The sequence below is a fragment of the Candidatus Pelagibacter sp. Uisw_099_02 genome (assembly GCF_047727625.1).
Lineage (GTDB): Bacteria > Pseudomonadota > Alphaproteobacteria > Pelagibacterales > Pelagibacteraceae > Pelagibacter.
The window spans coordinates 634,364-656,259 of sequence record NZ_CP159822.1 but is presented as its reverse complement, the minus strand read 5'-3'; the positions used below and the strand labels follow the sequence as shown (position 1 = coordinate 656,259).

The window sequence follows — 21,896 nt, the reverse complement described above, 5'->3', positions numbered from 1 at the left end:
TTATGAAAAAAGAATTAACAGATTTATTTAAAAACAGTGAAGTTTCTGAGGCTCAGAACTTTAGCAGCATCAAGATAACACTAGCTAGTCCAGAGAAAATTAAGTCGTGGACTTATGGTGAGATTAAAAAACCTGAAACTATTAATTATAGAACCTTTAGACCTGAAAAAGATGGTTTATTTTGTGCAAGAATTTTTGGCCCAATAAAAGACTATGAATGTTTATGTGGTAAGTACAAAAGAATGAAATTTAGAGGCATTATATGTGAGAAGTGTGGTGTTGAAGTTACTAAATCTAATGTGCGTAGAGAAAGAATGGGTCACATTAACTTAGCAACACCTGTTGCTCACATATGGTTCTTAAAATCTTTACCTAGCAGAATATCCCTTGCTGTTGATATGAAACTAAAAGAAGTAGAAAGAGTTTTATACTTTGAAAACTTTATTGTTATTGAGCCAGGTTTAACTGGACTTCAAAAAAATCAACTTTTAAATGAGGAAGAATTAGCAAAATACCAAGATGAATTTGGTGAAGAATCTTTTGAAGCAGGTATTGGTGCTGAAGCTATTTTGTCAATTCTGAAATCAATGGATCTTGATCAAGAAAGAAAAATTTTAATTAATAATATTAAAGAAACAAAATCAAAAGTTAACGAGGAAAGATCAATCAAAAGACTTAAATTGATTGAATCATTTATTGAAACTGGTCAAAAACCAGAATGGATGATATTAACTGTTATCCCAGTTATTCCACCAGAGCTAAGACCTCTTGTTCCTCTTGATGGTGGAAGATTTGCCACATCTGATTTAAACGACCTTTATAGAAGGGTTATTAATAGAAATAATCGTTTAAAGAGATTAATGGACCTCAAAGCGCCACATATTATTGTTAGAAATGAAAAAAGAATGCTTCAAGAGTCTGTTGATGCTTTATTTGATAACGGTAGAAGGGGTAGAGTGATAACTGGCACTGGTAAAAGACCTCTTAAATCATTAGCTGAAATGTTAAAAGGTAAGCAAGGTAGATTTAGACAAAACTTATTAGGAAAAAGAGTAGATTATTCAGGTAGATCGGTAATTGTTGTTGGACCTGATCTTAAACTTCATGAATGTGGATTGCCAAAAAAAATGGCACTAGAGCTATTTAAACCTTTCTTATACGCAAGACTAAATAAGTTAGGATTAGCCTCGACAATTAAACAGGCAAAAAAACTAGTTGAAAAAGAAACTAATGCTGTCTGGGATGCGCTTGAATTAATTGTTAGAGAGCACCCTGTACTACTTAACAGAGCTCCAACTCTTCACAGACTAGGTGTGCAAGCGTTTGAACCTAAGTTAATAGAAGGAGATGCCATTGAATTACATCCTTTATGTTGTGCAGCGTTTAATGCTGATTTTGATGGTGACCAAATGGCAGTACATGTTCCGTTAAGTTTAGAAGCACAATTAGAAGCTAGAATTTTAATGCTTTCTACCAATAATATTTTAAGCCCATCAAATGGTAAACCAATTATCGTACCAAGTCAGGATATGATTTTAGGACTTTACTATTTGTCTCAAGCACCTTTTCAGACAGAAAAGCCAGATGGTTATTTTGTAAATAATGATGAAATTGAACATGCGTTATCAACTGGTCAAATAAAAGTACACTCTACAATCGTATCTAGATTTGAAACTGTCGATGAAAAAGGAAATAAAAAATTTGAAAAATATACAACAACTGCTGGAAGATTTTTATTAGCAAATCTATTACCAAAGAATAAAGACATTACTTTTTCTATGATAGACAGGTTGTTACCAAAAAAAACAGTTTCTGAAATTATAGATAGTGTCTTCAGATTTTGTGGTCAAAAAACAACAGTTATTTTTTGTGATCATTTAAAAGATTTAGGCTTTAAGCACGCTTTTAAAGCTGGTATTTCATTTGGTAAGGATGACCTTGTGATTCCATCAAATAAAGGACAGTTAATTGAAGATACTAAAAAATTAATTGCTGATTATGAAAACCAATACTCTGAAGGTTTAATTACTAGAGGTGAAAAATATAATAAAGTAGTTGATGCTTGGTCAAAATGTACTGATAAAGTGGCAGGAGAAATGATGAGAGGTATTTCTGCAACTGAGAGTACTGCTGATGGGGTAAAAATTAACTCTGTGTTTATGATGGCTGACAGTGGTGCTAGAGGATCAGCCGCACAAATGAAACAGTTAGCTGGAATGAGAGGACTAATTGCAAAACCTTCTGGTGAAATTATTGAAACACCAATCATTTCTAATTTCAAGGAAGGTCTTACTGCTCTTGAATATTTTAACTCAACTCATGGAGCAAGAAAAGGTCTTGCTGACACTGCCTTAAAAACTGCAAGTTCTGGTTATTTAACTAGAAGACTTTGTGATGTTGCTCAGGATCTTACAATTTCAAAATTAAAATGTGATAATCCTGGCTTTATTGAGCTAGGTGAAATTCTTGAAGGTGGAAATGTTGTTGTTAGTTTATCTGAGAGAGCGTTAGGAAGAGTGACTGCTTTTGATGTTAAAAACCCTATAACAGGAGAAATTGTAATCAAAAAAGATGTAATGATAGATGAAGCTGGTTGTGATAAAATTGATGCAGCTGGTGTCAAATTCATAAAAGCATACTCTGTAATGACATGCAGTTCTAAAAAAGGTGTTTGTGCTACGTGTTATGGACGTGATTTATCAAGAGGTAAAATGGTTCATGTTGGTGAGGCAATTGGTATGATTTCAGCTCAATCTATTGGGGAACCTGGTACGCAGCTAACTATGAGAACATTTCACGTTGGGGGAACAGCCTCTGTAAAACAAGAGTCTCAAATTGTTACAAAATCTGCAGGTACTTTAAAAATTATTAACTCCAATTTATTAGAAGATTCTAAGAAAAATTTAATTGTAATGGGTAGAAATACTCAACTTTCTATTGAAGATGATAATGGACTTCAGGTTGCTGTTTATAAAGTAGCTTATGGATCAAAATTGTTTTTTCAAAACGGTGATAAAATTAAATCTAATGAAAAAATTTGTGAATGGGATCCTTACACTACGCCAGTAATTGCTGAAAAAAGTGGTATAGCTGGATATGTTGATTTAATTGATGGAGTTTCGATTCAGGAAACTACTGATGACGCTACTGGTATCTCATCTAAATCAGTGATTGACTGGAGAGCACAATCTAAAAACACAGATTTAAAACCAAGAATAACTTTAAGAGACGATAAAGGTAATGTTATTAAAAAAGCAGACGACAATGAAGCTAGATATTATTTAGTTCCAGATTCAATTTTATCTGTTGAAGATGGACAAAAAATATTTGCAGGTGATATAATCGCAAGATTACCCAAGGAAACAACTAAAACAAAAGATATTACAGGTGGATTACCACGGGTAGCTGAATTATTTGAGGCAAGAAAAGCAAAAGATAGTGCTATCATTGCTGAAAATGATGGACAAGTTTTATTTGGAAAAGAAGTTAGAGGAAAACAAAAAATTTCTATTCAACCTGAAGAAGGTGAACCTTCAAATTATTTAATTCCAAAAGGCAAACATATAAATTTTAATCAAGGTGAAAAAATTAAAAAAGGAGAATATTTACTTGATGGACAACCTTTGCCTCATGATATTCTTAGAATTTTAGGCATAAAAGACTTAACAGAGTATTTTGTAAATCAGGTTCAAGAAGTTTACAGATTACAAGGTGTAATAATCAACGATAAACACATAGAAACTATTTTGAGGCAGATGCTTAAAAAAGTTGAAATTAAAATTTCCGGTGATTCGTCCTATTTACCTGGAGAAATGATTGATAGAATTAAATTTGATATAACAAATGAAAAACTTGTAGCTGAAGGGAAAAATCCTGCTGCTGGTGAAAGAGTCTTAATGGGAATTACAAAAGCATCACTTCAAACAGAGTCATTTATTTCAGCTGCTTCATTCCAGGAAACCACTAGAGTGCTCACAGATGCGGCCATTAAAGGTAAAGTTGACCCACTAAATGGATTAAAAGAAAATGTTATTGTAGGTAGATTAGTTCCGGCTGGTACTGGTCACATTAAGAATAAATGGAACAAAAACGCTATTGAAGCAGATGAAAAATTTCTTGCTGATCAAGACAAAATAGAGCCTGCTGAATCTGCAGAAACTGCTGCTAATCAATAAAAAAAACACGTTTTAATTGTAGTTTTAGTTTGACAAAGTTAAATTAAACAGTATTTTGACGATGTTTTTGGTTGGAATGTAGTACCTACTTTACGGAACTAAACGCTGCCACAAAATAACCTGTCAGTTATTTTCATTCAAAAATAAATTAATTAATTAATTAAAAATTTATGCCAACTATTAACCAGTTGTTAAGAAAGAAAAGAATTAGACCAGTTGCAAGAAATAAAGTTCCTGCACTTGAAAAACAACCTTTAAAAAGAGGTGTGTGTCTTAAAGTTTACACAACAACTCCTAAAAAACCGAACTCTGCATTAAGAAAAGTTGCAAGAGTTAGACTTTCAAATGGCTTTGAAGTTACAGCTTACATTGGTGGTGAAGGGCATAATTTACAGGAACACTCAGTAGTTTTAATTCGAGGTGGTCGTGTTAAAGATTTACCAGGTGTTCGTTATCATATTCTTAGAGGAAATCTAGATACACAAGCAGTTGCAAATAGAAAGAAACGTAGATCTTTGTATGGAACTAAAAAAGGTAAATAATTATGTCTAGAAAAAAAACGCAACCAAAAAAAGTTGTCACTCCAGATCCGATTTTTAAATCAACCATTATTCCAAAACTAATTAACTCAATTATGTATGATGGAAAAAAAGTTGTTGCTGAAAAAATTGTATATGAAGCAATTGAAAAAATTAAATCAAAAACTAAAGAAGAGCCAATTAATGTTTTTAATGAAGCTATTAATAATATCAAACCTACTGTAGAAGTTAGATCTCGAAGAGTTGGTGGTGCAACGTACCAAGTTCCAGTTGAAGTTAAAAATAATCGTGCTCAAGCACTTGCTATTAGATGGTTAGTTGACGCTTCAAGAAAAAGAAAAGACAAGCATATGTCTGATAAAATTTTTAATGAACTGTATGATGCATATGAAAAAAAAGGATCAGCAGTTAAAAAAAGAGAAGATGTACATAAAATGGCTGAGTCGAATAAGGCTTTTGCTCATTTTAGGTGGTAAAAAATTATGGCTAGAATTAATACATTAGACACGTATCGTAACATTGGAATTATGGCTCATATTGATGCTGGTAAAACCACTACTACTGAAAGAATTTTATATTACACCGGAAAAAGTCACAAAATTGGTGAAGTGCATGATGGTGCAGCAACAATGGATTGGATGGAGCAAGAACAAGAAAGAGGAATTACAATTACCTCTGCTGCAACTACTTGTTTTTGGAATGACCATAGAATTAATATTATTGATACTCCTGGTCACGTAGATTTTACCATTGAAGTCGAAAGATCATTAAAAGTTTTAGATGGTGCTGTATGTGTTTTTGACGGTGTTGCTGGTGTTGAACCTCAATCAGAAACAGTATGGAGACAAGCTGACAAATATAAAGTTCCAAGGATTTGCTTTGTAAATAAACTAGATAGAACTGGTGCAGATTTTTATAGATGTGTGGATATGATTAGAGATAGACTTGGTTGCAAACCTCTAGTTATACAAGTCCCAATTGGTATGGAAGCAGATTTAGTTGGAGTTGTTGACTTAGTTAAGATGAAAGCCCAGGTTTGGAAAAATGAAGCCTTAGGTGCAGAGTGGGAATATAAAGAGATTCCTGATGATTTAAAAGAGATTTCTCAAAAATATAGAACTGAACTTGTTGAAACAGCTGTTGAGCAGGATGAAAAATTAATGGAAAGCTATCTAAATGGCGAAGAAATTAAAGAAGAAGATTTAATTAAATGTATAAGAAAAGGAACACTAAATTTCAGCTTTGTTCCAATAACTACTGGTTCAGCATTTAAAAACAAAGGTGTTCAGCCGTTACTTGACGCAGTTATTAATTACCTTCCAAGCCCAATTGATATTGGTTCAATTAATGGAACGATACCAGGAACTGAAGATATTAAAGAAATGAAATTTGATGATGGAGCTGGTTTTTCAGCTTTAGCTTTTAAAGTTGCGAATGATCCATTTGTTGGATCATTAACTTTTATAAGAATTTACTCTGGAACAATTAAAACTGGAACAGCAGTTTATAATACTTCAAAAGAAAAAGAGGAAAGAGTTGGCAGAATGCTTTTAATGCATGCAAATTCTAGAGAAGATATTAAAGAGGCAAATGCTGGTGATATCGTTGCATTAGCTGGTCTTAAATACACAATAACTGGTCACACTTTATGTGATGAGGCTAATCCAGTTTTACTTGAGCCAATGGAGTTTCCTGAGCCAGTAATTGAAATTGCTGTTGAGCCAAAAACTAAAGCTGACCAAGAAAAAATGGGTGAAGCTTTAGCAAGATTAGCAAAAGAAGATCCTTCATTTAGAGTAACTTCAGATGAAGAATCTGGTCAAACAATAATTAAAGGTATGGGTGAATTGCACTTAGATATTATTGTTGATCGAATGAAAAGAGAATTTAATGTTGAGGCAAATATTGGAGCACCTCAGGTTGCTTACCGTGAAACTATTCAAAATGCATCTGAGTTTGAGTACACCCACAAAAAACAAAGTGGTGGTGCTGGACAGTTTGCTAAAGTTAAACTTTTAGTAGAACCTCAAGAGCCAGGTAAAGGAAGAGAGGTTGATAGCAAAATTAAAGGTGGATCAATTCCTAAAGAATTTATTCCAGGTGTTGAGAAGGGTATTGAAACAATATCTGATGGTGGAATTTTAGCTGGATTTCCAATGATCGATTATAAAGTTACAATTTTAGATGGATTACACCACGATGTTGACTCGAGTGTTCTTGCATTTGAACTTGCTGGTAGAGCTTGCTTTAAAGAAGCTTGTACTAGAGGTGGATTAAAATTATTAGAACCAGTAATGAGAGTTGAGGTTGTAACTCCTGAAGATTATATGGGTGATGTTATTGGTGACTTAAATAGTAGAAGAGGTCAAATAAGTGAGCAAGAAAGCAGAGGAAATGCAACTGTAATAACGGCAATGGTTCCCCTAGCTAATATGTTTGGATATATAAACAGTTTAAGATCTATGTCTCAAGGAAGAGCCCAATACTCAATGTTCTTTGATCATTACTCTAAAGTTCCGCAAAATGTGCAGGATGAAGTAACTAAAAAGATTGCTGGATAATTATTATGGAAAAACAAAATATTAGAATCAAATTAAGAGCTTATGACAATAAGATTCTAGATGCATCTACTGAAGAAATTGTAAATACTGTTAAGAGAACAGGTGCTACTATTAAAGGACCAATACCATTACCAACTAGAATTGAAAGATATACAGTACTAAAAGGTCCTCACATTGATAAAAAAAGTAGAGAGCAATTTGAAACAAGAACACATAAAAGATTAATCGATATTATTGAACCTACACCTCAAACTGTAGAAGCATTAATGAAACTAGATTTAGCGTCGGGTGTTGATGTGGAGATAAAAATTTAATTATGACTGAAATAGCTTTAGTTGGAAAAAAAATAGGTATGACTAGAGAGTTTTATAAAACGGGTCGTTTAGTTCCTGTGACTGTAATCAAAATGGAAAAAGCTAGAGTTATTAACGTGATTGAACATGATAAGCGTGGATATAAAGCAGTACAATTAGGATTTGGTAATATTAAAAACTCAAAACTAACAAAAGCTATGAAGGGCTTGTATGCCAAAAAGAATACAGAGGCCAAGAAGTTATTAAAAGAGTTTAGAGTTAAAAGTACTGAAGAATATAAAGAAGGTAATGAATTTGGATTAGAAATATTCAACGAAGTTAAATTCGTAGATACCACCTCTAAAACCATTGGTAAAGGTTTTGCTGGTGCTATGAAAAGACATAATTTTGGTGGTTTAAGAGCAACTCATGGAGTATCAGTTTCACATAGATCACATGGTTCAACAGGTCAAAGACAAGACCCAGGTAAAGTTTTTAAAGGAAAAAAAATGGCTGGTCATATGGGTGACAGAGTTAGAACTATGCAAAATTTAGAAATTATTAAAACAGATTTAGAAAATGAATTATTATATGTAAAAGGTTCGATACCGGGTTCTAAGAATTCAGAAATACTAGTTAAGCAGTCAGTAAAAGTTATTAATAAAATGACTATTAAAGAAAAAATTACTGCTGCTGAGGAAGCTAAAAAAACACCAGATAAAAAGAAAAGATAATGAAAATAGACAAAATAAATTTAGATGGGAAAAAAGACTCTATTGAAGTTTTAGATAAAATTTTCTCAGCAAAAATAAATAAGAAGTTAGTTGATAATGTTTTGTACAAAACTAATGCTAACTACAAAGGTAGACACGCTAAAACAAAACAACAAAATGAAATTGCTGGATCTACTTCTAAGATTTACGCTCAAAAAGGGACTGGTGGAGCACGTCATGCCAGCAGAAAAGCTCCTATATTTGTTGGAGGTGGTGTTGCGCATGGTCCTAAGGGTCAACTAGCTTATAAAAAAAGAAAACTTAATAAAAGTGAAAAAAAACTAAGCATAGCCTCACTAATTACTGAAAAAAATAAACTTAATAATTTATTAATTTTTAGTGATTTTAGTACAGAAATTAAAAAAACCAAAGAGATGCACTCAATCATTAAGAAATTTGAATTAACACATTCGTTAATAATTTTAGATAAAACTTCAAAAGATAAAGTTGAAAAATCTATGAGAAATATTCCAAATGTTAAAGTTACTGATATTAACCATTTTAGTGCTTTTGATATTATCAAATTTAAAAAAGTTGTATTTACTGAAAGCTCAATAAAAGAACTAGAAAAGAGATATTCTTAAAATGGATAAAATACATTTATACGATAAAATTTTATCACCTATGGTGACTGAAAAGACTACAAATCTTTCTGAACAAAACAAAATAGTATTTAAGGTACCAAGAGAGGCTAATAAGACTAATTTAAAAAAAAATATTGAAAAAATTTTTAAAGTTAATGTTATTAAAATTAATATTATCAATAAACAAAACAGAAAAGTTGTTAAAAGAGGTAAAAAAGTAAATGTCCAAGGATATAAAAAAGCAATTATAACCCTAAAAAAAGGTCAAAGCATAGACCTAACAACAGGAATTTAAACAATGGCATTAAAAACATTTAAACCATATACAAAATCTACTAGAGGAACAGTTCTTGTTGATAGAACTGGTTTATGGAGAGGAAAGCCATTTAAAACGCTTGTTGAGCCTAAAAACTCAATGCGTGGAAGAAATAACAACGGTCACATCACATCTAGAAATATGTCGGGTGGTGGACATAAAAAAATGTATAGACTAGTGGATTTTTACAGAAAAAAATTTGATGTACCTGGTACTGTTGAGCGTATTGAGTATGATCCAAACAGGTCATGTTATATCATGTTGATTAAGTTTGAAGATGGAACTCATTTTTACTATTTAGCACCTCAAAAAATTAATGTTGGCGATGTTGTGGAAAATGGATCTGCTAAAGAAATTAAAGTTGGAAATTGTATGCCTTTAAGAGACATTCCAGTAGGTGTAAATGTTCATAATGTTGAATTACAACCAGGTGGTGGTGGAAAAATAGCCAGATCAGCAGGAACGTCTGTTACTATAAGTGGCTTAGATGGCAATTATTCATTAATTAAAATGACTTCTGGTGAGGTTAGAAAAATTGATTCAAGATGTATGGCAACTATAGGTGTTTTGTCGAATCCAGATCAAAAAAATATTAAAATTGGTAAAGCTGGCAGATCAAGATGGCTAGGTAGAAGACCTCATACTAGAGGAGTTGTGATGAACCCAGTTGATCACCCACATGGTGGTGGTGAAGGTAAGAGTGCTGGTGGAAGACACCCCGTATCTCCGACAGGTCAAGGTGCAAAAGGATTAAAAACAAGAACAAACGCAAGAACAGATAAGTTCATAGTTAAAAGAAGAAACAAAAGAAAGGATACTAAAAAGTAATGGCTAGATCAGTGTGGAAAGGTCCTTTTGTCGAAGAGAGTTTAATTAAAAAAGTTGAAAAACAAAAATTAGATCCAAAAAAAATGCCAATTAAAACTTGGTCAAGAAAATCAACTATAATACCAGAATTTATTGGTGTTAGTTTTTTGATTTATAATGGAAAAAAATTTATACCAGTGACCATTTCTGAAGATATGGTTGGGCACAAACTTGGTGAATTTTCACCTACAAGAACATTTTTTGGTCATACACCTGCAGACAAGAAAGCAAAACCAGCAACGGCAGCTAAGAAATAATTATGAATAAAAAAAAGAAAATTAATAGAACTAAAGTTGATACAGTTAGATCTGTAAATAATAATATTAGATCTAGTGTTAGAAAACTTAATCCAATTCTTAAAGCAATTGTTGGAAAAAAAGTTGATGTTGCTATTAGAGAATTACAATTTTCTGCAAAAAGAATAACTAGAGAGATTAGAAAAACTGTTTCATCAGCCATCGCTAATGCTGAAAATAACAATCAATATGATATTGATAAGTTAATTGTAAAAGAAGCTTATTGTGGAAAAAAAGTTGTAATGAAAAGATTTAGACCAAGAGCAAAAGGAAGGGCAGCTCCAATTTTAAAACCCTATTCAACAATTACAATTATATTATCAGAAGCAAAACAAATGGAGAGTCATGGGACAAAAAGTTAATCCAATAGGTTTTAGACTTGGCGTAAATAGAGGTTGGGACTCTGTTTGGTATGCTAAAAAGAAAGATTTTGGAAATTATCTAATTGAGGATTTTAAAATTCGAGCTTATATCAAGAAAAATGTTGTTAATTCTGGTGTATCTAAAGTAATGATTGAAAGAACTTCAAACAAATGCTTTGTTACAATCTATACTTCTCGACCTGGATTTGTCATTGGTAAAAAAGGTAGTGATATTGATAAGATTAAAAATAATTTGTCTAAATTCACTAACAATGAAGTATCTTTAAATATAAAAGAAATTAAGAAACCAGAAACTAATGCCTATTTAGTAGCTGAAAATATTGCACAACAGTTAGTTAAAAGAATATCCTACAGAAGAGCTATGAAGAGGGCTATGCAATCTTGCATGAGATTAGGTGCCAAGGGTATTAAAGTTTCAATAAGTGGTAGACTTGGTGGAAATGAAATAGCTAGAACAGAATGGTTGAGAGAGGGCAGCATTCCTTCTCACACATTAAGAGCAGATATTGATTATGATGAAGCTGAAGCCTTAACAACATTTGGAATTATAGGAATTAAAGTTTGGATTTATAAGGGTGAAGTATTTGCAAAAGAATTTAGCCAAGAAACAAACAAGGTAAAACCTAAAGAGGTTAAAGAGTAATTATGTTACAGCCAGTAAGAACAAAATATAGAAAAGCACATAAAGGTAGAATTCATGGAACTGCTACTCGTGCTGCAAAGATTAACTATGGTTCATTCGCTTTAAAGGCTATGGCTCCTGAGAGGATCATTGGAAAACAAATTGAAGCAGCAAGAGTTGCTTTAACTAGACATATGAAGAGACAAGGTCGTGTATGGACAAGAATTTTTCCTAATATCCCCGTTTCTAAGAAACCTGTTGAGGTACGTATGGGTAAAGGTAAAGGCGCTCCTGAGTATTGGGCATGTAGAGTTAAGCCTGGAAGAATTTTATTTGAAATTGATGGTGTTTCAGAGACGATTGCAAAAGAAGCTTTATATAAAGCATCTGCAAAACTACCAATTAAAACTAAATTTATAAAGAGATTCGTTTAATATGAAAAAGCAAGAAATAAAAAAATTATCTAAAGACGAAGTTTTAAAAAATATAGATAAATTAAAAAAAGATTTATTTAATTTTAGATTTCAAAGAATTAATTCTGAAATTAAAGACCCATCCAAAATTGGACAAACGAAAAAAACAATAGCAAGATTAAAAACTACACTTAAAGGAAAATTAGATGCCTAAAAAAATATTAACAGGGATAGTTACAAGTGATAAACCAAATAAAACCATTACTGTAGCTGTAGAGAGAAAATACTCGCACCCAGTATTAAAAAAAGTTGTTAAGGTAAAAAAGAAATATAACGCTCATGATGAAAACAATAAATTTAAAACAGGTGATAAAGTTTCAATTATTGAATGCAGACCTTTTTCTAAAAATAAAAAATTTCAAGTAATGGATGGTTCTAAATGATACAAGTACAAACTGAGATGTTGGTTGCAGACAACACTGGCGCAAAAAGAATTGAGTGCATTAAGGTTCTAGGCGGTTCTAAACGTAGATATGCTAGTATTGGCGATACTATTGTTGTTGCTGTAAAAGAGGCGATACCAAAAGGAAAAGTGAAAAAAGGCTCTGTACATAAAGCAGTCGTAGTTCGTGTTAAATATGGGATTCATAGAGAAGATGGCTCAAAAGTTAAATTTGATAATAATGCTGCAGTTTTAGTTGATGACAAAGGTGAACCAGTAGGAACAAGAATTTTTGGTCCTGTAACAAGAGAATTAAGAAATAAAGGTCAAATGAAAATAATTTCATTGGCTCCTGAGGTATTATAAAATGATTAAAAAAGGAGTTAAAGTAAAAGTATTAACTGGAAGAGATAAAAAAAAGGAAGGTGAAGTCATTGAAATAGACAGATCTAATAACAGAGCAAAGGTTCAAGGAATTAACATTGTGAAGAAACATGTAAAAACTACAAAAGAAAAAAAAGGTGGAATAATTTCCAAAGAAAGCTTTATTCATATTTCAAACCTTGCTCTTGTTGATATAAAAGAAAAAATAAAAAAAACCGAGGCTAAAAAATAATGACACCAAGATTAAAAGAACTTTATTATAAAGAAATACAGCCTGCCCTTAAAGAGAAGTTGGGCTTTAAAAATACCTATCAAGGACCAAAAGTTCTTAAAGTTGTTATTAATATGGGTTTAGGGCTAGATGGTGCTGATGCTAAAATTATGAAATCTACAGAGGAAGATTTGGGAAAAATAACAGGACAAAAACCAACTGTTACAAAATTTAAGAAATCAGTAGCAAACTTTAAAACAAGAAAAGGTTCAAACGCTGGTTTAAAAGTTACTTTAAGAGGCAATAAAATGTATGAATTTATTGATAGATTAGTCAATATTGCTTTGCCTAGAATAAAAGATTTCAGAGGCTTATCCCCAAAAGGTTTTGATAAATTTGGCAATTATACTTTTGGAATTAAGGAACATATAATTTTTCCAGAAGTTAATTTTGATAGAATAGACAAAATTAGAGGACTTGATGTGGTAGTTGTAATAGCTGCTATGAATAAAGATCATAGTCTTGCACTTTTGGAGAAGTTAAACTTTCCATTTATTAAAAAAGGAGACAATTAAGATGGCAAAAGTAAGCGCAGTTCAAAAAAATGATAAAAGAATTAAACTTTCAGATAGACTTTTTAAAAAAAGACTAGCTTTAAAAAAAATTATTATGGACAAGAAAATCTCTCTAGAAGAAAGGTTCAAAGCACAACAAAAATTATCTAATTTACCTAGGAACTCTGCAAAAAATAGAGTTATGAACAGGTGTCAAATTACTGGAAGACCACATGGTGTTTACAGAAAATTAAAAATATCAAGAATAGCTTTAAGGGACTTAGGATTGCATGGATTAATTCCAGGCATGACGAAGTCGAGCTGGTAGAAAGGAATATATGAGTTTAAGTGACCCAATTGGAGATATGATAGCAAGAATAAAAAATGCTTTAGTTAGAAATCACAAAAAAGTAGCACTACCATCTTCTAACTTTAAAGTTAAAATTGCTGATATTCTTAAAAATGAAGGTTTTATTAAAGAATACAAAATTGATACAGCAGACAAAAAACCTGTTTTATCGATAGATTTAAAATATTATTCAGGCAACCCAGTTATTAGTACTTTTGAAAGAGTTTCAAAGCCAGGAAGAAGAATTTTTTCAAGTGCTGATAGTTTGCCAAAAATTAATGGTGGACTTGGTGTGGCAATCATTTCTACTCCAAAAGGTGTAATGACTGACGTAGATGCTAGGAAGCAAAAAGTTGGTGGAGAAATAATCTGTAAGGTATTTTAATGTCTAAAATTGGTAAAATAAGTATTTCAATTCCTGAAAAAGTTAAAGCAGTAATGTCTGGCAATGTTCTTAATATTGAGGGACCATTAGGAAAAAAATCTCTTAATGTTGATTTAGAAATGTTTAATCTTGATATTACAGAGGGAAAAGAAATTTCAATTAAACCAAAAAAAGTTGATCAAAATTCTAAAAGACTATGGGGAATGAATAGAAGCTTAATTAACAATGCTGTAATTGGTTCTAGTACTGGTTATGAAAAGATACTTGAGCTAGTCGGTGTTGGATACAGGGCTGCATTAAAAGATAAAATATTAAATCTACAACTTGGTTATAGTCATGATATAAACTTTGATATACCAGATGGTATCAAAATTCTTGTTGAAAAACAAACGACTATTAAAGTTAGTGGTTCTGACAAACAACAAGTTGGTATGGTTTGTTCAAAAATTAAATCTTTTAGAAAACCTGAGCCCTATAAAGGTAAAGGTGTTAGAGAAAAAGGTCAGCATATATTAAGAAAAGAAGGAAAGAAAAAATAATGAAATTAAATGCTATTCAGAGAAAAAAATTTCGGGTGACTAATAAAGTAAAAAATGTTTCTTCTCCTGAAAGATTTAGATTAAGTATTTCGAGATCTTCAAAAAATATATCAGCACAAATAATTGATGATGTTAAAAATATTACCCTACTTTCTTCTTCTTCTATTGAAAAAGAAATAAAAGCCATGGAAAAAATTAACAAAACAGAAATTTCAAAAATTGTCGCTGAAAAACTAGCAAAAAAAGCTGTAGAAAAAAAGATAACAAAAATCTATTTTGATAGAGGGGTTTATAAATATCATGGTAGAGTTAAGGCGTTCGCTGAAACATTACGTAAAAATGGAATGGAATTTTAATTATGGATTTTAAGAAAAAAAATGACGATGGTATTTTAGAGAAATTAGTTCACATTAATAGAATTACTAAAGTTGTAAAAGGTGGACGTAGATTTGGTTTCTCTGCACTTGTTGTTGTAGGAAACCAAGCCGGTAAGATTGGTATAGCACATGCTAAGGCAAAACAAGTCCCTGACGCAATTAAAAAGGCCAACGAAACTGCTAGAAGATTGTTAATTCATATTCCACTGAGAGAAGGAAGAACAATTCATCACGATGTTTATGGAAAAGATGGTGCGGGTAAAATTGTTTTAAGGTCTGCGCCTAAAGGAACGGGTATAATTGCTGGTGGTCCAGTTAGAGCAGTATGTGAGGTTTTAGGAATTAAAGATATAGTTGCAAAATCAATGGGAACTTCCAACCCTCATAATATGATAAGAGCTACAATGAAAGCTCTTTCAAAACAAAATTCACCCAAACATATAGCAACAATTAGAAATAAAAAGATTTCTGACGTAATTGAAAAAAGAGGATAATGAGCACATTAAATACTACTGGAAAAGTTTTATACAAAAAGAAGATGAGAGTTGGTCGAGGTATTGGATCGGGCAAAGGTAAAACTTCAGGAAGAGGAGTTAAAGGTCAAAAATCAAGATCAGGTGTAGCCATTAAGGCTTTTGAAGGAGGTCAGATGCCTTTATATAGAAGATTACCCAAAAGAGGTTTTAATGCCATTAAGAGATACCAAGCTATTATAGCAATAATGAACCTAGATAAAATTCAGTCTTATATTGACGAAAAAACTATTAATTCTAGTGATGTAATAAATATTGCTTTGCTTATAAAGTTGAAGTTAATAAATAAAAATTCTCAAAAATTAAAAATACTTGGTACAGGTGATATAAAAAATAAAGTAAGCATTGAAGCTGATTTAATATCAAAATCTGCCATTGTTAAATTAGAGAAGGCTGGTGGCACAATACAGTTAAAAAAATAGTTAAGGTATTATGAGCGCATCTTCTCAAACTAATGATCTTAGAAACAGAATAATTTTCACAATATTTATTTTAGCAGTTTATAGATTTGGCACTTTTGTTCCGATTCCAGGAATTGATCCGGAGCAACTACAGACAATGATGAGTGGTAATCAAAAGGGATTGCTTGGAATGTTTAATGTTTTTTCTGGTGGGGCAGTAAGCAGAATGGCAATTTTTGCACTAGGAATAATGCCATATATCTCTTCTTCTATTATTGTTCAATTATTAACTGGTGTGTCTGATTATTTTAAAAATCTAAAAGCCCAGGGAGAAACTGGTCGAGCTAAAATTACTCAAATTACAAGATATGGAACAGTATTGTTAGCTACAATTCAAGGTTATGGTTTATCAGTAGGTTTACAATCATCTGAAAACTTAGTTATAACTCCAGGTTTATTTTTTACAATAACTGCAGTCTCAACTATTGTTGCTGGAACGATGTTTTTAATGTGGCTTGGTGAACAAATAACGCAGAGAGGTATTGGTAATGGTATTTCATTAATCATTTTTGCAGGGATTGTTGCTGAGATACCAAGAGCTTTAGTAACTACATTTGAATTAGGCAGAACTGGTGCGGTATCTACAATTATGATTATTGGAATTTTTGTATTATTAGTTGTAACAATTATGTTTATTGTTTTTATGGAAAGAGCATTAAGAAAAATTCTAATAAATTATCCTAAAAGACAAATGGGTAACAAAATGTATGGAGGTGAGTCTTCTCATTTACCTTTAAAAATTAATCAAGCAGGAGTTATACCAGCTATCTTTGCGTCAGCTTTATTGCTATTGCCAGTAACCTTTTCTAATTTTAGTTTTTCAAATAATGATGCATTTTTAAACATAAGTTCATACTTTACTCAAGGTCAACCCCTTTACATGTTATTATATGCTTCTGGAATAATATTTTTTACTTTCTTCTATACTTCAATTACATTCAATCCGACAGAGACTGCTGATAATTTAAGAAAATATGGTGGTTTTGTACCTGGCATTAGACCTGGGGAGAACACTGCTTTATATATTGATAAGATTGTAACTAAACTTACTACAATAGGCGCTCTTTATTTAACAATGGTATGTTTGATGCCAGAGTTTTTAATTGCAAATTATCCAATACCTTTTTATCTTGGTGGAACTTCAATTTTGATTGTTGTTGTTGTTGCAATTGATACTGTAACTCAAATACAAACTAGATTGATGAGTTCTCAATATGAACAATTGATAAAAAAAACCAAATTCGGTAAATAATTTTGTGAATATAATTTTATTCGGTCCTCCTGGAGCAGGAAAGGGTACACAAGCTCAATTCATTGTAAAAAAACACAACTACTTTCAATTATCAACTGGTGATCTTTTAAGAGAAGAGATTAAGTTAAAAACTACACTTGGGAGTGAAATAGAACAATTGATATCAAATGGTAAATTTGCCTCAGATAAAATAGTTAACACACTGTTAAGACAATCTATTACAAATCTTAAATTTAGAGATAGGATTATTTTTGATGGCTACCCTAGAAATGTTGATCAAGCCAAAAATTTAGAGATAATTTTAAGTGAATTCGATCAAACAATTGGTCATATAATTTTTTTGAATGTTTCAAAAGATATCATTGAAAAACGAATAATGGGCAGAATGACATGTGATAAATGTAACATGTCTTTAAATGAATTTTTTAACAAAGAGCAAATAGAATTGCATCCCTGTGGCAAAGAGTTTCTTAAGAAGAGAAAAGATGACAATTTTGATGTTGTAGTAGCCAGATATGAGACATACATGAAAACAACTAAACCTGTCCTTGATTATTACTCAAAAAATGAAAATTTTACTGAAATTGATGGTGCCGGTGAAATTGATCAAATTACCAATAAAATCAATGGTGTTCTTAATGTTTAAGGCGTTGACTTTAGAACATCTTCTTATATAAAAGGCTAAAATTAATCTCAAAAATATGGCTCGTATAGCAGGTGTAAACATTCCCCAAAATAAACTTGTCCACATAGGATTAACTTATATCTATGGAATTGGTGATAAGTTTTCAAATCAAATTTGTAAATCTTTGGAAATTCCTACTAAAAAAAGAATTAACGAATTAACAGATGAAGATATTTTAAAAATTAGAGAATATATCGATGCTAATTTTAAAGTAGAAGGTGATCTTAGAAGAGACTACTCATTAACTATTAAAAGATTAATTGATCTTGCATGTTATAGGGGGTCTAGACATAGAAAAAAACTTCCAGTTAGAGGACAAAGAACAAGATGTAATGCTAGAACTAGAAAAGGTAAAGCTATTGCAATTGCAGGAAAAAAATTAACACCACTTAAAAAATAATTAATTTATGGCTAAAGTAGATAAAGTAGAAAACTCAGATTCTGTAATAGAGAAAAAAGTAGAAAAAAAAGCTGATAAAAAATCTAAAAAAAGTTCTTATTCCAAAAAGAAAAAAATTAAAAAACATATCCTTAATGGTATTGCTTACGTCCAATCAACTTTTAATAATACAATAATTTCTATAGCAGATACTAATGGAAATGTTATTTCATGGGCTTCATCTGGACAAAAGGGTTTTAAAGGTTCAAGAAAATCAACTCCATATGCAGCACAAGTGGCAGCAGATTCTGCTGCATCTAAAGCCTTAGAGTATGGGATGAAGACTTTAACTGTGCAAGTTAAAGGACCTGGCTCTGGAAGAGAAACAGCATTAAGAGCATTACAAGCGAAAGGATTTAAGATTCTTTCTATAAAAGATACAACACCAATGCCACATAACGGCGTAAGACCACCAAAGAAAAGGAGAGTTTAATAAATGGAAAGTTTGAATGTAAATGCTAAAAATTGGAAAGCATTAATTAAACCAGCTCAATTAGATGTTAAGATCAGTGATGACAAATCACATGCAAAAATTATAGCTGAACCTTTAGAGAAAGGATACGGCTTAACACTAGGTAATTCTTTAAGAAGAATATTATTGTCTTCTATAAGAGGAGCTGCCGTAACTTCAATACAAATTGATGGTGTATTACATGAATTCACATCTATTAAAGGTGTTAGAGAAGATGTTACTGATATTGTTTTAAATGTTAAATCATTAGCTCTAAAAAGTTCTCATGATGGATCAAAAAAACTTGTTCTTGATGCAAAAGGTCCTGGTGAAATTAAAGCTTCTGATATAGAGGCTGTTAACGATATTGAAATTTTAAATCCTGATTTAGTCATTTGTAATTTGGATGAAAATACTCATTTTCATATGGAAATGAATGTAGGAACGGGCAAAGGTTACGTACCAGCTGTAATGAATAAGCCTGAAGAACCGCCATTAGGTTTAATAGCAATAGATTCTTTATATAGTCCTGTTAAAAAAGTTTCTTACTCAATAAGTACGGCAAGAGAAGGAAAAGCCTTAGATTATGATAAATTAACAATGGAAGTTGAAACAAATGGTTCAATTTCTGCAGAAGATGCAGTTGCATATTCTGCTAGAATTTTTCAAGATCAACTTAACATGTTTGTTAATTTTGATGAACCGGTAGAGGCTCCAATTAAGGAAGTTTCAACTGAACCTGAGTTTAACAAAAATCTCTTAAGAAAAGTGGATGAATTAGAACTATCTGTTCGTTCAATGAATTGTTTAAAAAATGATAATATTACTTATATTGGTGATCTTGTTCAAAAATCTGAAGGTGAAATGCTTAGAACACCTAACTTTGGAAGAAAATCACTGAATGAAATAAAGGAAGTTTTAACTAGTATGTCTTTATATCTTGGCATGGAGATTCCAAACTGGCCACCAGACAACATAGCAGAAATGTCTAAAAAGTTAGAGGAACAAATCTAATGAGACATGGAATGGCTAATAAGAAGTTAAATAGAACTTCTGAACATAGAAAAGCACTGTTAAAGAACATGTTAAATTCTTTGATTAAATATGAACAGATAACTACCACACTTCCAAAAGCTAAATTCCTAAAACCTCAGGCAGATAAGATTATCACACTAGGAAAAAAAGAAACTTTACTTACAACTAAGATGTTGATGACTAAATTACAGGATATTACATCTACACGTAAAGTTACAAAAACTTTATCTAAAAGGTACGAAAAAAGAAATGGTGGATATACAAGAATTATCAAAGCGGGCTTTAGATATGGGGACAATGCGCCAATGGCTGTAATTGAATTTGTAGATAGAGATGTTGAGGCAAAAAGAGTTGATAGGAAGAAAAAAGATCTTACCAAAAATGAAAAAGAAGAGAAAAAATTAGCTACTGCTTAACTTTCCGTATAAAAATATATCATCATGAAAAAGTCATATAACGTTGAATCAACGTTTAACGATATGCGTATTGACCGATGGATAAGAAACAATTTAGGAAATATTCCACAAGGCTTAATTGAAAAAAGTTTACGAAGTGGAAAAATAAAACTTAATAATAAAAAAATCAAAAGTTCAAAAAAAGTTAAAACTAGCGATACTATTGAACTATTTAATTTTGAATATACTGAAACCATACTTCAAAAAAAAATAAAATTTGTACCATCTGAGGAAATTATCAAGGAAAATGAGGACTTAATAATTGATAATAATGATGACTTTATTGTACTGAATAAAAGCTCAGGTATTTCAGTTCAAGGTGGAACTAAATCAAAAAAAAATCTGGTAGATATTTTTGCTAGGAGTGATATTTTTCAAAATACAAAACCTTTTTCTGTCCATAGACTTGATAAAGATACATCTGGTGTTTTTATTATGGCCAAACACAGAGAGGCTGCGCAGCTATTAACATCACTATTTAGATTAAGAAAAGTTCACAAAACATATTTAGCTATATGTCATGGTGAATTGCAAAAAGACGAGGGTGAATGGAATGATGATCTTACTAGGTATGATAATGATAAAGAAATAATAGAAAAAGCCAGAACAACATATAAAGTTTTAGATAAAAATTCTATATGCAGCTTAGTCGAAATGAAGCCTATAACCGGAAGAAAACATCAACTTAGAAAACAACTGTATGCTGTTGGATCTCCAATTTATGGTGATCAAAAATACAAATTTAGCAATTCAGATAAAGCTATAAATAAAAATTTAATGCTCCACTCTTATCAAATTAAATTTATGATTAAGGGTAAAAAATATACATACACTGCACTATTACCAGAATATTTCAAAAAATTATTGAAAACCAAAAGGCTTAGGTTTCCAAGTTCTTAATAAAATTATTAATAATTAAATCATTTAATAAATTGTAGTTTTGATCATTAATACTTTTAAGGTTTGTCACACCTTTATCTGAAATACCACATGGAATTATATTTTGATATTTTGAGAGATCATTATTAATATTTATTGCAAAACCATGATAAGCAATCCACTTACTTACTCTTATTCCGATGGCTGCTACCTTCTTAATATCATTTTTGTCATTTACCCAAATACCAATATTTTTTGGATCACCATACGATTTAATATTATATTCAGACAAACTTTCAATAATTGTTTTTTCTATTATGGTTATAAATTTTCTTATATCTTTTTTTCTATTTTTTAAATTAATAACAAAATAACAAATTAATTGTCCTGGTCCATGATAAGTAATTTTACCACCTCGGTTTGTTTTAACTAAGTTGATATTGTGATTTAAGATTTCCTCCTCTTTATAACTTGTACCAGCTGTATAAATTTCTTTATGTTCCAGAATCCAAATTAAATCACTTTTTTTATTATTATTTATTGCAAGCAATCTGTCTTCAAGTTGCTTAATTGCTACTTCATATTTTACTGGTTTTATTGACTTTTTAATTTCTATGTTCATTTATAAATTGTATTATTCCTA

The 21,896-nt window shown here is 31.2% G+C and carries 32 protein-coding genes; 31 read left to right on the top strand and 1 reads right to left on the bottom strand.

What is annotated here, in order from left to right:
* The first annotated feature begins 2 nt into the window (after positions 1-2).
* The 31 genes from rpoC to ABXT47_RS03450 all read left to right on the top strand — a co-directional run bounded on the left by rpoC (position 3) and on the right by ABXT47_RS03450 (position 21,274).
* Positions 3-4,175, top strand: a complete 4,173-nt coding sequence (gene rpoC / locus ABXT47_RS03600) for a DNA-directed RNA polymerase subunit beta' (RefSeq protein WP_415307781.1) — start codon at positions 3-5, stop codon at positions 4,173-4,175.
* Between the two features lie 170 nt (positions 4,176-4,345).
* Entirely contained in the window at positions 4,346-4,717 is a 372-nt protein-coding gene (gene rpsL, locus ABXT47_RS03595; protein ID WP_415307780.1) for a 30S ribosomal protein S12, read from the top strand.
* Between the two features lie 2 nt (positions 4,718-4,719).
* On the top strand, positions 4,720-5,190 hold the full coding sequence (gene rpsG / locus ABXT47_RS03590) for a 30S ribosomal protein S7 (protein ID WP_415289728.1): 471 nt from the start codon (positions 4,720-4,722) through the stop codon (positions 5,188-5,190).
* A 6-nt stretch (positions 5,191-5,196) separates the two neighbouring features.
* Positions 5,197-7,275, top strand: a complete 2,079-nt coding sequence (gene fusA / locus ABXT47_RS03585) for an elongation factor G (protein ID WP_415307779.1) — start codon at positions 5,197-5,199, stop codon at positions 7,273-7,275.
* A 5-nt stretch (positions 7,276-7,280) separates the two neighbouring features.
* Positions 7,281-7,589 carry a 30S ribosomal protein S10 gene (rpsJ, locus tag ABXT47_RS03580; RefSeq protein ID WP_006996810.1) on the top strand — a complete coding sequence of 103 codons (309 nt, stop codon included), beginning with the start codon at positions 7,281-7,283 and terminating at the stop codon, positions 7,587-7,589.
* Positions 7,590-7,591: 2 nt separating this feature from the next.
* A complete protein-coding gene (gene rplC, locus ABXT47_RS03575; RefSeq protein WP_415307778.1) occupies positions 7,592-8,302 on the top strand; it encodes a 50S ribosomal protein L3 in 711 nt (236 codons plus the stop codon).
* Complete coding sequence (rplD, locus tag ABXT47_RS03570) at positions 8,302-8,925, top strand: 50S ribosomal protein L4 (RefSeq protein WP_415307777.1); 624 nt, start codon at positions 8,302-8,304, stop codon at positions 8,923-8,925. The genes rplC and rplD overlap by 1 nt, the downstream gene beginning before the upstream one ends.
* 1 nt (position 8,926) lies before the next feature.
* Positions 8,927-9,220: a 50S ribosomal protein L23 gene (rplW, locus tag ABXT47_RS03565; protein WP_415307776.1), complete on the top strand. Its 294-nt coding sequence runs from the start codon at positions 8,927-8,929 to the stop codon at positions 9,218-9,220.
* A gap of 3 nt (positions 9,221-9,223) precedes the next feature.
* Positions 9,224-10,069: a 50S ribosomal protein L2 gene (gene rplB, locus ABXT47_RS03560; protein WP_415307775.1), complete on the top strand. Its 846-nt coding sequence runs from the start codon at positions 9,224-9,226 to the stop codon at positions 10,067-10,069.
* Positions 10,069-10,365 carry a 30S ribosomal protein S19 gene (gene rpsS / locus ABXT47_RS03555; RefSeq protein ID WP_415307774.1) on the top strand — a complete coding sequence of 99 codons (297 nt, stop codon included), beginning with the start codon at positions 10,069-10,071 and terminating at the stop codon, positions 10,363-10,365. Before rplB ends, rpsS begins: the two co-directional genes overlap by 1 nt.
* 2 nt (positions 10,366-10,367) lie before the next feature.
* Positions 10,368-10,766 carry a 50S ribosomal protein L22 gene (gene rplV, locus ABXT47_RS03550; RefSeq protein ID WP_415307773.1) on the top strand — a complete coding sequence of 133 codons (399 nt, stop codon included), beginning with the start codon at positions 10,368-10,370 and terminating at the stop codon, positions 10,764-10,766.
* Positions 10,750-11,430 (top strand): 30S ribosomal protein S3, encoded by a 681-nt coding sequence (gene rpsC / locus ABXT47_RS03545; RefSeq protein ID WP_415307772.1) that lies wholly within the window; start codon positions 10,750-10,752, stop codon positions 11,428-11,430. Before rplV ends, rpsC begins: the two co-directional genes overlap by 17 nt.
* 2 nt (positions 11,431-11,432) lie before the next feature.
* Entirely contained in the window at positions 11,433-11,843 is a 411-nt protein-coding gene (gene rplP, locus ABXT47_RS03540; protein ID WP_169036407.1) for a 50S ribosomal protein L16, read from the top strand.
* Position 11,844: 1 nt separating this feature from the next.
* Positions 11,845-12,036, top strand: coding sequence for a 50S ribosomal protein L29 (gene rpmC, locus ABXT47_RS03535; protein WP_415307771.1), 192 nt, complete (start codon positions 11,845-11,847; stop codon positions 12,034-12,036).
* A complete protein-coding gene (gene rpsQ / locus ABXT47_RS03530) occupies positions 12,029-12,265 on the top strand; it encodes a 30S ribosomal protein S17 (protein ID WP_415309356.1) in 237 nt (78 codons plus the stop codon). The genes rpmC and rpsQ overlap by 8 nt, the downstream gene beginning before the upstream one ends.
* The gene (gene rplN, locus ABXT47_RS03525) at positions 12,262-12,630 is read left to right on the top strand and encodes a 50S ribosomal protein L14 (protein WP_415309355.1); all 369 of its coding nucleotides are present in this window, start codon (positions 12,262-12,264) and stop codon (positions 12,628-12,630) included. Before rpsQ ends, rplN begins: the two co-directional genes overlap by 4 nt.
* Position 12,631: 1 nt before the next feature.
* Positions 12,632-12,880, top strand: a complete 249-nt coding sequence (gene rplX / locus ABXT47_RS03520; RefSeq protein ID WP_415309354.1) for a 50S ribosomal protein L24 — start codon at positions 12,632-12,634, stop codon at positions 12,878-12,880.
* Positions 12,880-13,434: a 50S ribosomal protein L5 gene (rplE, locus tag ABXT47_RS03515; protein WP_415309353.1), complete on the top strand. Its 555-nt coding sequence runs from the start codon at positions 12,880-12,882 to the stop codon at positions 13,432-13,434. The genes rplX and rplE overlap by 1 nt, the downstream gene beginning before the upstream one ends.
* 1 nt (position 13,435) lies before the next feature.
* Entirely contained in the window at positions 13,436-13,741 is a 306-nt protein-coding gene (gene rpsN, locus ABXT47_RS03510; RefSeq protein WP_271492416.1) for a 30S ribosomal protein S14, read from the top strand.
* 10 nt (positions 13,742-13,751) lie between these two features.
* Positions 13,752-14,147, top strand: coding sequence for a 30S ribosomal protein S8 (gene rpsH, locus ABXT47_RS03505; protein ID WP_415309352.1), 396 nt, complete (start codon positions 13,752-13,754; stop codon positions 14,145-14,147).
* The gene (gene rplF, locus ABXT47_RS03500) at positions 14,147-14,686 is read left to right on the top strand and encodes a 50S ribosomal protein L6 (protein ID WP_415309351.1); all 540 of its coding nucleotides are present in this window, start codon (positions 14,147-14,149) and stop codon (positions 14,684-14,686) included. Before rpsH ends, rplF begins: the two co-directional genes overlap by 1 nt.
* Entirely contained in the window at positions 14,686-15,042 is a 357-nt protein-coding gene (gene rplR / locus ABXT47_RS03495; RefSeq protein WP_415309350.1) for a 50S ribosomal protein L18, read from the top strand. The genes rplF and rplR overlap by 1 nt, the downstream gene beginning before the upstream one ends.
* Before the next feature lie 2 nt (positions 15,043-15,044).
* A complete protein-coding gene (gene rpsE / locus ABXT47_RS03490; protein WP_415309349.1) occupies positions 15,045-15,557 on the top strand; it encodes a 30S ribosomal protein S5 in 513 nt (170 codons plus the stop codon).
* Positions 15,557-16,018 carry a 50S ribosomal protein L15 gene (rplO, locus tag ABXT47_RS03485; protein WP_415309348.1) on the top strand — a complete coding sequence of 154 codons (462 nt, stop codon included), beginning with the start codon at positions 15,557-15,559 and terminating at the stop codon, positions 16,016-16,018. Before rpsE ends, rplO begins: the two co-directional genes overlap by 1 nt.
* 10 nt (positions 16,019-16,028) lie before the next feature.
* A complete protein-coding gene (secY, locus tag ABXT47_RS03480) occupies positions 16,029-17,309 on the top strand; it encodes a preprotein translocase subunit SecY (protein ID WP_415309347.1) in 1,281 nt (426 codons plus the stop codon).
* Positions 17,310-17,313: 4 nt separating this feature from the next.
* Entirely contained in the window at positions 17,314-17,955 is a 642-nt protein-coding gene (locus ABXT47_RS03475; RefSeq protein WP_415309346.1) for an adenylate kinase, read from the top strand.
* Between the two features lie 55 nt (positions 17,956-18,010).
* Positions 18,011-18,394, top strand: coding sequence for a 30S ribosomal protein S13 (gene rpsM, locus ABXT47_RS03470; protein WP_415309345.1), 384 nt, complete (start codon positions 18,011-18,013; stop codon positions 18,392-18,394).
* A gap of 7 nt (positions 18,395-18,401) precedes the next feature.
* Entirely contained in the window at positions 18,402-18,866 is a 465-nt protein-coding gene (gene rpsK, locus ABXT47_RS03465; protein WP_415309344.1) for a 30S ribosomal protein S11, read from the top strand.
* Between the two features lie 3 nt (positions 18,867-18,869).
* Positions 18,870-19,898 carry a DNA-directed RNA polymerase subunit alpha gene (locus ABXT47_RS03460; protein WP_415309343.1) on the top strand — a complete coding sequence of 343 codons (1,029 nt, stop codon included), beginning with the start codon at positions 18,870-18,872 and terminating at the stop codon, positions 19,896-19,898.
* Positions 19,898-20,335, top strand: coding sequence for a 50S ribosomal protein L17 (gene rplQ, locus ABXT47_RS03455; protein WP_415309342.1), 438 nt, complete (start codon positions 19,898-19,900; stop codon positions 20,333-20,335). The genes ABXT47_RS03460 and rplQ overlap by 1 nt, the downstream gene beginning before the upstream one ends.
* A gap of 24 nt (positions 20,336-20,359) precedes the next feature.
* The gene (locus ABXT47_RS03450) at positions 20,360-21,274 is read left to right on the top strand and encodes an RluA family pseudouridine synthase (protein WP_415309341.1); all 915 of its coding nucleotides are present in this window, start codon (positions 20,360-20,362) and stop codon (positions 21,272-21,274) included.
* Here the strand turns inward: ABXT47_RS03450 and lipB are convergent.
* Positions 21,255-21,875, bottom strand: coding sequence for a lipoyl(octanoyl) transferase LipB (gene lipB / locus ABXT47_RS03445; RefSeq protein ID WP_415309340.1), 621 nt, complete (start codon positions 21,873-21,875; stop codon positions 21,255-21,257). The genes ABXT47_RS03450 and lipB overlap by 20 nt on opposite strands.
* Between the last annotated feature and the right edge of the window lie 21 nt (positions 21,876-21,896).